Consider the following 13,391-nt stretch of genomic DNA (forward strand, 5'->3'; position numbering starts at 1 on the left):
CGCAATTGAAGAAAATACTCCGGCCAGGGCGCTGTCGCAGCCGGATACTCACCTCCGAGCGTATGTGGTAGCATCTGCGGGCCTGGGCCACAAGGCTTGGATCGGATTGGCTGAAGCGGCGCGCAGACCTCGACCAGGCCGCTTCGTCGCAGGAATGTCACTGTACACGCAGGGCCGGACATGGCAATTGGGGAGAAGCGGAGTTGTGTCTTGAGCGTGGCGGTGGAGAGCCCCATGGACTATCTTGTCATCTGCCTTGCCAGCCTGGCCGTGTCGGGCCTGACCCTTTTTTCCGGCTTCAGGCTGGGCACCGTGCTTGCCCCTGTCATGGCCGTCTTCTTCCCCGTGGAAACGGCCGTGGCCATGACGGCTGTGGTGCATTTCGCCAACAATCTTTTAAAGCTGGCCATGTTCCGCCGCGCGGCGAGCCTCCAGGTCGTGCTCCGTTTCGGCATACCCGCGCTTTTGGCCAGCCTGGCCGGAGCATGGCTTCTCGTCAGGATTTCGGACATGCAGCCGCTCTTGCGGTATTTCCTGTTGGGTCGGCAGCTGGAGGTCGCCCCGGTCAAGCTCCTGGTTGGCCTGCTGATCGCCATTTTTGCCGTTCTGGAATTTCGTCCCGGCAAAGGCTCCAAGCCGTATCCGCCGTCGTCGCTCCCGCTGGGCGGCGTCCTGAGCGGTTTCTTCGGGGGTCTTTCCGGCAATCAGGGGGCCTTTCGCAGCGCCTTTCTGCTGGGGGCCGGGCTTGACAAGGAGGCCTTCATCGCCACGGGGGTTGTGCTGGCCTGCCTGGTGGATGCGTCGCGCCTGACGGTGTACGCCGCTATGGCGGGCTCGGTGATGATCTCCGGCAATCTGGGGCTGGTCGTCACGGCGACCTTGTCCGCCTTCCTCGGAGTGTTCATAGGGGCAAGGGTGCTCAAGAAGGTCACCATCAAGACCGTGCGTCTTCTGGTGGGGAGTCTGCTTCTGGGGCTGGCCGCGGCTTTGTGCCTGGGCCTCGTCTAGGAGGCCCGCCGCCGGGCCTTGGCCGGACCGCCTGTCCGGGATCACAGACCAAAGGCGCGCAAAAGAAAAGGCCCCGGATCGCTCCGGGGCCTTGTGTTTGTGGCGGGGCGGGCGGCTACTTGCCGCCGCGTCCGTCGTCGCAGGGCTTGGCCGAATGTCCGCTGTCGGACATGTTGCACGGCTTGGCGCTGGCCGGGGTCGCTCCGGCAGGGGCGGCCGGGGCGGTGATCAGCGCGTCCAGGGCGCCGGGAGTGCACACGATGCTGGGGTCGTCCATGACCTTGAGCATCTTGTAGCGCTCGGAGTACGCGGCCTCGATGCCCGCGCGCAGGCGCTTGGACTCCTCGGGCTTGGCCTTCTCCAGCGCGGCGTAGCGGTTCTCGCCGGAGAGGAAGGCCTGCAGGGTGCCGTCAGGGGCCTTGGACTCCAGCTTGAAGGGGTTCTGGCCCTGGGCGGCCAGCTGCGGGTTGAAGCGGTACAGCGGCCAGTAGCCGGACTGGACGGCCAGCTTGGCCTCCTCCTGGCTCTTGCCCATGCCCTTGCGGATGCCCTGGTTGATGCAGGGGGCGTAGGCGATGATGAGCGAGGGGCCGGGGTAGGCCTCGGCCTCCTGGATGGCCTTGAGGGTCTGGTTCTTGTCCGCGCCCATGCTGATGGAGGCCACGTACACGTACCCGTAGGTCATGGCCATGCGGCCCAGATCCTTCTTGCCGGTTTTCTTGCCGCCGGCGGCGAACTTGGCGATGGAGCCCAGCGGGGTGGCCTTGGAGGACTGGCCGCCGGTGTTGGAATACACCTCGGTGTCCAGGACGAAGATGTTCACGTCCTCGCCGCTGGCCAGCACGTGGTCCACGCCGCCGTAGCCGATGTCGTAGGCCCAGCCGTCGCCGCCGAAGACCCAGATGGACTTCTTGGTGAACAGGTCGGCCATGCTGGCGATCTCGGCCAGCAAGGGATCCTTGGTTCCCTTGAGCAGCCCCTTGAGCTTGTCGCCCGCGGCGCGGGAGATGGCCGGATCGCTCTTGCCCGCCAGCCATTCGGCCGCGGCGGCCTTGATGTCTGCGCTTGCGGAGGAGCCAGCCACCTGGGCCATGAGGTCGGCCAGCTTGGCGCGGCGCTGGGTGACGGCCATGGTGAAGCCGTAGCCGAACTCGGCGGCGTCCTCGAACAGGGAGTTGTTCCAGGCCGGGCCGTGCCCATCCTTGTTGACGCAATACGGGGCGGCGGGAGCAGAAGCGCCCCAGATGGAGGAGCAGCCCGTGGCGTTGGCGATCATCATGCGCTCGCCGAAGAGCTGGGTGATGAGCTTGACGTAGGGGGTCTCGCCGCAACCCGCGCACGCGCCGGAGAACTCCAGGAGCGGCTGCTGGAACTGGCTGCCCTTCAGGCTGTCGCGCTTGACCAGGTCGCCCTTGAGGGACACCGTCTCGCTGAACTCCTGGTTGGGGATCTCAAGGGCGGTCTGGGTCTCCAGGGGCTTCATGACCAGCGCCTTGTTCTTGCTGGGGCAGATGTCCGCGCAGTTGCCGCAGCCCATGCAGTCCAGGGTGTTCACCTGCATACGGAAGTGCAGGCCCTTCAGCTCCTTGCCCTGGGCGGGCAGGGTCTCAAAGCCCTTGGGGGCCTTCTTCATCTCGGCATCGGTGGCCAGCACCGGGCGGATGGTGGCGTGGGGGCACACAAAGGCGCACTGGTTGCACTGGATGCAGTTGTCTTTGATCCACTCCGGCACCAGGATGGCCACGCCGCGCTTTTCGAACCGGCTGGTGGCGGTGGGGAAGGAGCCGTCGGGCGAGAAGGCGCTGACGGGCAGCTCGTCGCCTTTCTGGGCCAGAATGGGCTGCATGACGTTCTTGACGAAGTCGGGCAGCTTGGCTGCTGCGGCGGGCTTGTCGGCTGCCTTGGCCCAGGCGGCGGGCACCTTGACCTCGATGAGGTTGGCCAGCGTCTGGTCCACGCCGTCCATGTTCATCTTGACGATCTTGTCGCCCTTCTTGCCATAGGTCTTCTGGATGGAGTCCTTGAGCAGCGCGATGGCGCGGTCGATGGGCAGCACCTTGGCCAGCTTGAAGAAGGCCGTCTGCATGATCATGTTGATGCGGTTGCCCAGGCCCACGGAAGCTGCGATCTTGACCGCGTCTATGGTGTAGAGCTTGATCTTCTTGGCGGCGATGGTGCGCAGCATGGCGGCGGGCAGGTTGGCCTCCATGTCTTCCGCGCTGGACCAGGTGGAGTTCAACAGGAAGGTGCCGCCGGGCTTGATGCCTTCAAGCACGTCGTAGATGTGCACGTAGCTGGACTTGTGGCAGGCGATGAAGTCCGCCGTGTCCACCAGGTAGGTGCTCTGGATGGGCTTTTTGCCGAAGCGCAGGTGGGAGACGGTGATGCCGCCGCTCTTCTTCGAGTCGTAGGCGAAGTAGCCCTGGGCGTACAGCGGGGTGTTGTCGCCGATGATCTTGATGGCGCTCTTGTTGGCGCCCACCGTGCCATCGGAGCCGAGACCCCAGAACTTGCACTGCACGGTGCCCTCGGGCGTGGTGGCCAGGGCGGCGCCTGCGGGCAGGCTGGTCTTGGTCACGTCGTCCTCGATGCCGACGACGAAGTGGTTCTTGGCCTTGGACTTTTCCATGTTCTTGTACACGGCCATGACGTGATTGGGGCGGAATTCCTTGCTGCCCAGGCCGTAGCGACCGGCGATGAGCTCGGGGATTCCCTTGCCGCGCTCGATGAAGGCGGCGCACACGTCCTGGTACAGGGGGTCGCCCAGGGCGCCGGGCTCCTTGGTGCGGTCAAGGATGGTGATCTTTTTCACGCCCTTGGGCAGCACGGCAAAGAAGCTGGCGGCGTCGAAGGGGCGGTACAGGCGCACCTTGATCAGGCCCACCTTCTTGCCCTTCTTGGCCATGGCGTTGATGACTTCCTGGATGGTCTCGCAACCGGAGCCCATGGCCACGATGATGTTCTCGGCATCGGGAGCGCCCACGTAGTCGAAGGGCTTGTACTTGCGGCCGGTGAGCTTGCCCACCTTCTTCATGTTCTCGATGACGATCTTGGGCACCGCGTTGTAGTACGGATTGGCGCGCTCGCGGCCCTGGAAGTAGATGTCCGGGTTCTGGGCGGTGCCGCGCAGGTTCGGGTGCTCGGGGTTCATGGCGTTCTTGCGGAACTCGGCCACCTTGTCCATGTTCACCAGGGACTTCATGTCCTCGTAGTCGATGACCTCGACCTTCTGGATCTCGTGGCTGGTGCGGAAGCCGTCGAAGAAATGCACGAAGGGCACGCTGGAGTCGATGGCGGAGAGGTGCGACACAAGGGCCAGGTCCATGCACTCCTGCACGCTGGAGGAGGCCAGCATGGCGAAGCCGGTTTGACGGCAGGCCATGACGTCCTGGTGATCCCCGAAGATGGACAGGGCGTGCGCGGCGATGGCGCGGGCGGTCACATGGAATACGCCCGGCAGCAACTCTCCGGAAATCTTGTACATGTTCGGGATCATGAGCAACAGGCCCTGAGAGGCCGTGAAGGTGGTGGTGAGCGCACCGGCGGCGAGAGAGCCATGCACGGCGCCCGCAGCGCCCGCCTCGGACTGCATCTGGCGGATGTTCACCACCTGGCCAAAGATGTTCTTGAGGCCTTTGGCGGCCCATTCGTCGGCGATTTCACCCATGGTGGACGACGGGGTGATGGGGTAGATGGCTGCGGCCTCGCTCATGGCGTAGGCCACGTGCGTGGTGGCTGTGTTGCCATCCATGGTCTTCATTTTCTTTGCCATGTTCGTATCCCTCTTTTCAGATGGAAAGGTTTGGACTGGTTGGTAGCGTAGCAATGGACCTAGATGAATTTTGATGACTTCGCAACTTGTGTGCCAAAAGGAACATGTCTCAAAAAATATCATCATTTCAATTTGTTGGTGGCTCATTAAGCGTGGCTGCATTTCAGGCGAAACGATTTGTCCGAAAAAACGGGCAGCAAGTGCCGTGAACCGGACAGGCTGGTCCGCTATGTCCATGCGTTAGTCTGAAATTCCGGACAGACTTTCGGCCACAGGGGGTTCAGCGACCGAATACCGCCAGATTGGGCTGGCGTCCCGTCCCGTCCTGCGCTAGATTTCCCCATGGTCGAGAAAAGCAATCATTACGAGTAGGGAATCTCCATGGATTACTGCGAGCTGCCACTTCCCGAAGGGCCATGGCGCAAGGCCGTCCAGGCTGCACCGCGCTTTCTGCCGTTTTTGTCCTGGCTGCCGGACGTGAGTGCGCGCAGCCTCAAGGCCGACCTCTGGGCCGGACTCACCGGGGCGGTCATTGTGCTGCCGCAGGGTGTGGCCTTTGCGGCCATAGCTGGGCTCCCGCCGCAGTACGGCCTGTACGCGGCCATGGTCCCGGTGATCATCGCCGCGCTCTTTGGATCGTCCATGCACTTGGTCTCCGGGCCAACCACAGCGATTTCCCTGGTGATTCTGGCGAATGTGAGCCATTTTGCGGAGCCGGGCAGCGCGGAGTACATCCGCCTGGTGCTCACCCTCACCCTTTTGGCCGGGATGTTCCAGCTGGGGCTTGGCTTGGCGCGGCTGGGCGCGGTGGTGAACTTCGTGTCGCATTCGGTGGTGACCGGTTTCACCGCTGGCGCGGCCATCCTCATCGCCACCAGCCAGCTGGGCGGATTCTTCGGCGTCGAGATGCCCGGCGGCGGCGGTGTTTGGGCCAGCTGGCGGCATTTGCTCACGCATTTGCCCCAGTCGAATCCCCGGGTGCTGGGGCTGGGCGTGTTCACCATGTTGGTGGTGCTGGCCGTGCGCCGCCTCAACCCCAGGCTGCCCGCGCTGCTTCTGGCCATGGTTGCGGCCAGCCTGGCCGCCGCGCTTTTGGACGGCGCGTCCCATGGGGTGCGGCTGGTGGGCGCTTTGCCCGCCTCCCTGCCTCCCCTCTCGCTGCCGCTGCCGGGATTCGACGAGGTGCGCCAGCTGGTGCCCGGCGCATTGGCCATCGCCATGCTGGGCCTGGCCGAGGCGGTCTCCATAGCCCGCGCCGTGGCCGTGCGCTCGCAGCAGCGCATCGACAACTCCCAGGAGTTCATCGGCCAGGGGCTGGCCAATGTGGTGGGCAGCTTTTTTTCGGCATACGCGTCCTCGGGCTCCTTCACCCGCACCGGGCTCAACTTCGAGGCCGGCGCCAAAACTCCGCTGGCGGCGGTGTTTTCGGCCCTGCTTCTTGCGGCCATCGTGCTGCTGGTGGCCCCGCTTACCGCGCATCTGCCCCTGGCGGCAATGAGCGGCGTGATTCTGTTGGTGGCGGCCAATCTGGTGGACCTGGACGGCATCCGGCACATCCTGCGCACGGACAAGAGCGAAGCGGGCGTGCTGGCCGTGACCTTCCTGGCGACGCTCTTTGTGCAGATGGAGTTCGCCATCTTCTGCGGGGTCATCCTCTCCCTGCTCATGTACCTCAAGCGCACCTCGCATCCGGGATTCACCGTGCTGGCCCCGGACCCGGACAGCCTGCGGCGGCCCCTGGTGAACGTCGAGCGCAAGCCCGTTCCGGAATGTCCGCAGCTGAAAATCCTGCGCCTGGACGGCAGCATCTTCTTCGGCGCGGCGACGCACATTTCCGAGGAACTGCACCGCATCATGAACACCTTCCCGGAGCAGTGCCACATCCTCATCGTGGGCAGCGGCATCAATTTTATCGACGCCACCGGCTGCCGGATGCTCTACGACGAGGCTTTGAGCCTCAAGCTCTCTGGACGGGACATGTTCTTCTGCGGGCTCAAAAGCGAGGTGCGCGAAGTGCTGGAACGCGGCCTGTGCTTGAAGCGCCTGGGCGGCCGGCATATTTTTGATACCGAGGCCGAGGCCATTGCGCGCATGGTGCCCCGGCTGGACCCGGAGCGCTGCGCCTGCTGCCACACGCGCGTGTTCCGCGAGTGCGAGCACATGCCCGGCGGCGAGCACTACCAGCCGCTGGGCGGCACTAGCGTGTAAGAAGCTCCCAGGCCGTGCGCGCGAACCAGCCCGCGTAGCCCAGCAGCATGATGCCAAGCCCGCGCATGACCAGGACATAGCCCCGGCCGCCCAAGAGCGGGCCGAAGCGTCCGGTGAGCATCGCCACCAGCACCTTGGCCCCCACCAGGCAACCGAAGAAGCCGCACAGGAAGGCCACGGCCGCAGACGCCCCGCCGGCCCAGGCCTGGGTCAGCAGCGGCGCGCCCACCGTGCCCCAGAACAGATAGGGGCTGGGGTTCAGCAGGTTGGCGAACACGCCTTTTCGGAAGGATTGGGGCTGCACGGGGATGGGCGTTTCGTTCGGCGGGCGGAAGCGCAGGCTTCCAAGGGCGCACCGGCAGAGGTAAGCCGCGCCGCAGAGGGTGAGGGTGGCGAGGAGGCGCGGGTGTTCTGCCAAGCCTGAGGTGAGCAGCAGGGCGCAAAGCACGATGGGCGCGTCGGTCACAAGGGGCGAGGCCGCCACCTTGGCCCCTTCGCGAACGGAGAAGGCCAGGGTCTGCACGATGACCAGGGCCAGCAGCGGTCCTGGGGAAAGACCCGCCGAGAGGCCCAGGGCGGCTCCGGCAAACAGGGCGCTCGCGGGGTCGCCCATGGTCATGGGAACGGGCAGACCCCGTCCTCGAAGCGACCGAGAAACGCCTCGGCCTGGGCCTCGGGCAGGGGCTTGGCGAACAGGTAGCCCTGGAAGAATTCACAGCCGAGGTCCAGCAGAATGCTTTGCTGCCGCCGGGTCTCCACGCCCTCGGCCACCACGTCCATGCGCAGGCTCGTGGCCAGCTGGATGATGGCCTTGACGATCTCCAGGTTTTCCTTGCCGTGCTCCAGCATGTGCACGAAGGACAGGTCGATCTTCAGGTGGTCCAGGGGCAGGCGCGTGAGATAGGCCAGGCTGGAGTACCCGGTGCCGAAGTCGTCCACCGAGAAGGTGACCCCCATTTCGCGCAATTCCGCAAGCTTGTTCAGCACCGTTGTGCCGCTCTGCATCAGCGCGGTTTCGGTCACTTCCAGCTTGAGGTTTTTGGTGGGCAGCCCCGTCTCCGCGAGGATGTCGCGCACGCGCGGCAGAAAGTCCGGCCGGGGCACCTGCTGGGGCGAGAGGTTCACGGAAAGCACCGCGTCGCGCAGGTGGGGGTGGCGCCGCCGCCAGCTGTTCAGAATGCGCGAGCCCTCGCGCAGGGCCCAGTAGCCCAGCTCCACCACCTTGCCCGATTCCTCCGCGATGGGGATGAACTCTCCGGGCATGACGAGCCCGCGTTCCGGGTGCCGCCAGCGCGCCAGGGCCTCGAAGCCGAACAGACCCTGCTGTTTGCCCATTTGCACGATGGGCTGGAATTCCAGGAAGAATTCGCCCCGCGCAATGGCCCGGTCCATCTCGTTTTCCAGCCGCACCACCTTGAGCGTTTGGGCCAGCAGCGAAGGGGTGAAGCTCTTGACGCGGTTTTTGCCCATGGATTTGGCCCGGTGCATGGCCAGGGTGGCGTTGCGCAGCACCTCCTCGGCGCTGTCCGCCGGGGTCTGGCCCAGGGCTAGGCCGATGCTCGCGGTGACGCTGAGTTCCTGCCCGCGCGCCGTAACCGGCGCGGCCAGGGCATGGCGGATGCGCCGGATGGCCTGGATGGGGCGTTTGTAGGAGTCGAACTCCTCCATGACCACCACGAATTCGTCCCCGCCCGTGCGGGCCACGGTGTCCAACTCGCGCACGCAGGCGCGCAGGCGCGCGGCCGTCTCGATCAGCAGCGCGTCGCCAGCGGTGTGGCCCAGGGATTCGTTGACGAGCTTGAAGCGGTCCAGGTCGATGAGGATGACGGCGTAGCGGTAGTCGGGCCGCCTGCGCACGCGCTGCAGCGCGGTGTCGATGCGCTCCACGCACAGCGAGCGGTTGGCGATGCCCGTAAGGGGATCGTGCAGGGCCTGGTGGCGCAGGCGCGTCTCCAGGCGCTTCTGCTCGGTGTGGTCCAGGAACATCAGCGCGCACACGCGGGGCTCTATCTGGAAGCAATGCACCTCGTAGGCTCCGGCAGCCTGCTCGTCCCTGTAGGTGTTGCGCTCGGTCCGCCAGAGCTCTCCGTGGGAGCAGGCGCGCTCTATGCGCCGCCGGGGTTCGGCGCCGGACAGTTCCGGAAAAGCCGCCTCCAGCGGCTGTCCCAAAAGCGGACCGTGGTCGCGATGCAGGATTTTGTCCGCGGCGGGGTTGGCCGCCACCAGCAGCAGTCTGCCGCTGGGGGTGAGGCGGTACACATGCATCCCCAGGGGTGATTGGCGGAACAGGGCATCGGCGCGGCGCTCGGCCTCGCGCAGGGCGTTTTGTGCCGCGGCGCGATCCGTCACATCGACGCCGGAAGCCCAGCCGACCCAGCCGGTCACGGGTTGGGCATGGCGGTTTCTGTTCCACACGATGGTTCTGTCGCCGCCATCACGCGCGCGCATGACGGCTTCGCAACAGTCCGGACCCTCTTCCCCGGTGTGCCAGGCCCGCATCCTCTGGCGCCGTTCCGGGTCGGGGTACAGGCGTTCCATGATGTCGGCGGCGCCCAGCGCCTCGTCTGCGGTGTAGCCCAGCGCGCGCTCGCACTCCCTGTTCCAGAACGCCACGCGGCCATGTTCGTCGAAGGCCATGAGCAGCATGGACAGGCCCATGACCAGGGCCTCCAGGCGTTTCTGGTGCAGGGCGCAGGCAAGCTCCGTGTCGCGCAGGGGGGTCAGGTCCAGCACATGTCCGGCCGTAAGCCCGCCGCCGTCCATGGCCTCGCGCAGGACGCACACCACGTGCTCGCGACCGTTCCAGGTCAGCACGCGTTCGCTGGCATGGCGCTCCACGCCCGTCGGCGGTGGGAAGAACAGGGCTTCCGATGCGCCCAAAAGCGCCTCGGCGGGCTTGCCCAGCACGGTGCACGCGGCCCGGTTGACAAAGGCCAGTCGGCCTTTGCGGTCCGTGGCGAACACCGGCAGGCTCAAGGAATCGAGAATGCTGGAAAGCGCCCGGAGCGGAAGCCCCCGCCTCGGCGTCTTGCCGGAGGACGGGGCCGTATGTGGGCTGGGGCTCGCCGCGAGGGGGAACGGCTTGGAGCTCATGGTCACCTGATCGTTTGGTCCGTGTTACGAAACAAATACCATTATCCAAGCGCAAATGCAAAGGGGGGGAGAGGGATTGCCGCGGTCCCGCCATGATGCTAGGCTGACGGCAGGGCCGGGCCGCCATTCGGCGTTGGCCATGTTCTTCAAGGAGGGTGCGATGCTGAAGGATTTCAAAGAATTCATCATGCGCGGCAACGTGGTGGACATGGCCGTGGGCATCGTCATCGGCGCGTCCTTCGGGGGCATCGTCAAGTCCCTGGTGGACGATGTGCTCATGCCGCCCATCGGATTGCTGCTCGGTCGGGTGGATTTTTCCAACCTCTACGTTGTGCTGCGCGAGGGCGCGACGCCCGGACCTTACGCCGCCCTGGTCGAGGCCAAGAAGGCTGGCGCGGTGACGCTCAATCTGGGCCTGTTCGCCAACACGGTCATCAGCTTTCTCATTGTGGGCATGGCGATTTTTCTGGTGGTGCGCGCCATGAACCGCCTGCGCGACATGCAGAAAAAGGACGAGCCCGCCGCCGCGCCCACCACGCGCGAATGTCCGTATTGCGCCACGAGCATCAGCGTGAAGGCCGTGCGCTGCCCCAACTGCACCTCGCAGCTGGATTCCTAGGACTGCCGCCCCGCCAGGGCCGCGTAGCTCCGCACGGGTTCGCGGCCTTCCAGGGCCAGACGCGCCCCGGTGGCAAGGGCCAGCATTTCGTCCACCTGGGGCAGGGCCAGCACCGGGGCCAGAAAGCGCACCCGTCGCGAAATCTCCTCCACCAGCAGGGGGCTGCGCGACATGCCCCCGGTAAGCACGATGGCGGCCGGGCCGCCGCTGGCGTCCTCCTGCAGGGCCGCCGCCATGGCACCCACGAACTTGGCCACGCCGTAGGCCATGGCCTGGATGACCGCACCGCACGCCGCATCGCCCTCGTGGAAGCGCCGCTCCACCTCGCGCAGGTCGTTGGTTCCTGTGTGGGCGTACATGCCGCCGCTGGTCAGAATCTCCTTGCGCAGCCGCACGGGGTCGTCCCCGGCGCGGACCATCTCCACCAGCACCAGGGCGGGCAGGGCGCCCGCCCGTTCCGCGCTCATGGGCCCTTCGCCGTCCACGCCGTTGGTCACGTCCACCACGCGGCCCCGGTCGTGCGCGCCCACGCTGACCCCGCCGCCCAGGTGCGCCACAACGAATGTGGCGTCCTCGTAGCGCAGGCCGAGGTGGCGCGCGGCCAGACGCCCGGCCATGCGCTGCGAGAGCGCATGGAACACCGAACGCCTGCGGATGCGCGGCAGTCCCGTCATCCGGGCGATGTCCCGCAGTTCGTCCGTCACCGGCGGATCGACCACAAAGGCCGGGCAGCCGCACGCAGCGGCGAAGCGCAGGGCCAGGGGCGCGCCCAGGTTGCAGGGATGCTCGCCGTGGGCTCCGGCGGCCAGCTCCGCCAGCATCGCCGCATCCACGGCGTACACGCCGCCGGGCAGCGGCCGCAGCAAGCCGCCCCGTCCGGACACGGCGGCATATGCGCCGGGCGCGGCGGCGAAGCCCGCGTCGGCCAAGGCCTGCTCGATGGCGGCCAGGCGCAGGGGCAGTTGCGCTCCAACGCCGCCGCAGGCGGAGAGTTCGGCCTTGGGGTGGCGCAGTTCCACGGAGAAGCGCGGCGCATCGCCCTCGAACACGGCAAGCTTGGTGGAGGTGGAGCCAGGATTCAGGCACAGGATGCGCGCGTTCATGAACGAACTCCGGTTTCGTGCGCGCCCTGCCGGGCCAGGAACACGGCCAGGGCGATGGATGCCAGCTTGGAGCGGTCGGAGTCGCCGCGCGAGGGCACAACCACCGGGGCCTTGCTGCCAACCACAACGCTGGCCACGGGAGCGCCGAGCAGGGTGCTCACGGCTTTGTGCAGGATGTTTCCGGATTCGATGTCCGGAGCGAGCAGGATGTCCGCATGTCCGGCCACGGGGCTGTCCACGCCTTTCAGCCTTGCGGAGACGGGCGACACCGCCAGATCCAGGGCCAGCGGTCCGGCCACCTGGGCATCGCCGAAGGCCCCTTCCGCGCCCATCTTGGCCAGCAGATCGGCGTCGAGGGTGGCGGGCATGGCCGGGAAGTTGACCTTTTCCGTGGCGGCGAGCACGGCGGCGCGTGGCCTGGGAATGCCCAGCGCCCGCGCCACGGCCAGGGCGTTCTTGAGGATGTCCGCCTTGCGCTGGAGGCTGGGGCGGATGTTCACGCCCGCATCGCTGAGGAGCATGAGCCGGGGCGGCTGCGAGCCCGCCGGGGCGGCCGGGGCGTCGAAGACGCTCACCAGGCTCAGGATGCCGCCGGGCGCGACCAGATTCGCGTCCTTGGCGAGCACCGCCTTGAGCAGGGTGGCCGTGGACACGAGCCCCTTCATGAGGAGCTGGACCCTGCCTTGCCGATAAAGGTCCACGGCCTTGTGCACGGCCTCGGCGTCGTCCGGGCAGTCGATGAATTCGAACCCTGCAAGGGCGCACCCCAGTTCCGCGGCCACGGCCTGTGTGCGTTCCTTTTGTCCGATGAACACCGGCTCGGCCAGCCCCAGCGTTGCGGCGTCCAGGGCGGCGCGCAGCACGAACGGTTCGGCGCAGGGCGCGATGGCCACGCGCAGGCGGGCGCCTTGCCCGCGCACGGCCTGGGTGATGCGCTCCAGGCTGTCCACGGGCTACTCGTCGCCGCGCTTGAGCGCGATTTTTCCCGTGCGCGCCATGGAGAGGATGCCGAAGGGCTCCAGCATCCGGATGAGGCCTTCCACGCGCTCGGCATCGCCGGAAAGCTCCACGGTGATGCTGCCTTCGCCCAGGCCCACCACTCCGGCGCGGAAGACCTCCAGGATCTGCATGAGTTGGGAGAGGCTTTCGCCGTTGCGGCGCACTTTCAAAAGCACCAGTTCGCGGTCCACGAACTCGCGCCGGGAAAGGTCGTCCACCTGGATGACAAAGGCCATGCGGTCCACCGCGTCGACGATGTCGCCGGTGTCGCCGGGCTGGTCGTCCGGGGTTTCGAAGCAGATGACCATGCGCGAGACGTCCGGATTTTCGGTCTCGCCGCTGGAGATGCTGCGGATGTTGAGCCCGCGGCGCTTGAATTCCTCGGCCATTTCGGCCAGCACGCCGCTGCGGTTGGCCACCAGGGCGGAGATGGTGTGTTTCACGGCAGTCGTCCTCCATGCCGGGGCGGATGAATCCATGGTCCTGCAATCCCTGCCACAGTACAGCATTCCCGCCTGGAAGCAAAGGCCATCCCGATGTGGACGCTTGCCAATCTTTGCCGTCCGGGATAGGAATTCTATATGGAGCA

The 13,391-nt window shown here is 66.3% G+C and carries 9 protein-coding genes; 3 read left to right on the forward strand and 6 right to left on the reverse strand.

Going from position 1 to position 13,391, the window contains the following annotated elements:
* Window positions 1-234: 234 nt before the first annotated feature.
* Complete coding sequence (locus tag CHB73_RS05200) at window positions 235-1,008, forward strand: sulfite exporter TauE/SafE family protein (protein ID WP_089273391.1); 774 nt, start codon at window positions 235-237, stop codon at window positions 1,006-1,008.
* Between the two features lie 115 nt (window positions 1,009-1,123).
* Here CHB73_RS05200 and nifJ read toward each other — a convergent pair whose 3' ends face one another.
* Window positions 1,124-4,780 (reverse strand): pyruvate:ferredoxin (flavodoxin) oxidoreductase, encoded by a 3,657-nt coding sequence (gene nifJ, locus CHB73_RS05205; RefSeq protein ID WP_089272807.1) that lies wholly within the window; start codon window positions 4,778-4,780, stop codon window positions 1,124-1,126.
* 381 nt (window positions 4,781-5,161) lie between these two features.
* Here nifJ and CHB73_RS05210 point away from each other — a divergent pair, with 381 nt between their 5' ends.
* A complete protein-coding gene (locus CHB73_RS05210; RefSeq protein ID WP_089272809.1) occupies window positions 5,162-6,988 on the forward strand; it encodes a SulP family inorganic anion transporter in 1,827 nt (608 codons plus the stop codon).
* Here the strand turns inward: CHB73_RS05210 and CHB73_RS05215 are convergent.
* Window positions 6,978-7,607, reverse strand: coding sequence for a LysE family translocator (locus CHB73_RS05215; protein WP_235641519.1), 630 nt, complete (start codon window positions 7,605-7,607; stop codon window positions 6,978-6,980). The two genes, CHB73_RS05210 and CHB73_RS05215, sit on opposite strands and share 11 nt — an antisense overlap.
* Complete coding sequence (locus CHB73_RS05220; protein WP_089272811.1) at window positions 7,604-10,081, reverse strand: EAL domain-containing protein; 2,478 nt, start codon at window positions 10,079-10,081, stop codon at window positions 7,604-7,606. Before CHB73_RS05220 ends, CHB73_RS05215 begins: the two co-directional genes overlap by 4 nt.
* A 160-nt stretch (window positions 10,082-10,241) precedes the next feature.
* Between CHB73_RS05220 and mscL the strand changes: the two genes are divergently transcribed.
* The gene (gene mscL / locus CHB73_RS05225) at window positions 10,242-10,700 is read left to right on the forward strand and encodes a large-conductance mechanosensitive channel protein MscL (RefSeq protein WP_089272813.1); all 459 of its coding nucleotides are present in this window, start codon (window positions 10,242-10,244) and stop codon (window positions 10,698-10,700) included.
* On the opposite strand, the gene buk is transcribed toward mscL, so the two are convergent.
* The 3 genes from buk to ilvN are packed head-to-tail and all read right to left on the reverse strand — an operon-like array spanning window position 10,697 to window position 13,245.
* Window positions 10,697-11,803 (reverse strand): butyrate kinase, encoded by a 1,107-nt coding sequence (gene buk, locus CHB73_RS05230; protein WP_089272815.1) that lies wholly within the window; start codon window positions 11,801-11,803, stop codon window positions 10,697-10,699. The two genes, mscL and buk, sit on opposite strands and share 4 nt — an antisense overlap.
* On the reverse strand, window positions 11,800-12,753 hold the full coding sequence (locus CHB73_RS05235) for a phosphate acyltransferase (protein ID WP_235641520.1): 954 nt from the start codon (window positions 12,751-12,753) through the stop codon (window positions 11,800-11,802). The genes buk and CHB73_RS05235 overlap by 4 nt, the downstream gene beginning before the upstream one ends.
* 3 nt (window positions 12,754-12,756) lie before the next feature.
* On the reverse strand, window positions 12,757-13,245 hold the full coding sequence (ilvN, locus tag CHB73_RS05240) for an acetolactate synthase small subunit (RefSeq protein ID WP_089272817.1): 489 nt from the start codon (window positions 13,243-13,245) through the stop codon (window positions 12,757-12,759).
* Window positions 13,246-13,391: the final 146 nt, after the last annotated feature.

Source organism: Humidesulfovibrio mexicanus (assembly GCF_900188225.1).
Classification (GTDB): Bacteria; Desulfobacterota; Desulfovibrionia; order Desulfovibrionales; family Desulfovibrionaceae; genus Humidesulfovibrio; species Humidesulfovibrio mexicanus.

Excerpts from the sequence above, each read along its gene's own strand:
- CHB73_RS05200 (WP_089273391.1), top strand. The coding sequence starts at position 235 with ATGGACTATCTTGTCATCTGCCTTGCCAGCCTGGCCGTGTCGGGCCTG.
- nifJ (WP_089272807.1), bottom strand. The coding sequence starts at position 4,780 with ATGGCAAAGAAAATGAAGACCATGGATGGCAACACAGCCACCACGCAC.
- CHB73_RS05210 (WP_089272809.1), top strand. The coding sequence starts at position 5,162 with ATGGATTACTGCGAGCTGCCACTTCCCGAAGGGCCATGGCGCAAGGCC.
- CHB73_RS05215 (WP_235641519.1), bottom strand. The coding sequence starts at position 7,607 with ATGACCATGGGCGACCCCGCGAGCGCCCTGTTTGCCGGAGCCGCCCTG.
- CHB73_RS05220 (WP_089272811.1), bottom strand. The coding sequence starts at position 10,081 with ATGAGCTCCAAGCCGTTCCCCCTCGCGGCGAGCCCCAGCCCACATACG.
- mscL (WP_089272813.1), top strand. The coding sequence starts at position 10,242 with ATGCTGAAGGATTTCAAAGAATTCATCATGCGCGGCAACGTGGTGGAC.
- buk (WP_089272815.1), bottom strand. The coding sequence starts at position 11,803 with ATGAACGCGCGCATCCTGTGCCTGAATCCTGGCTCCACCTCCACCAAG.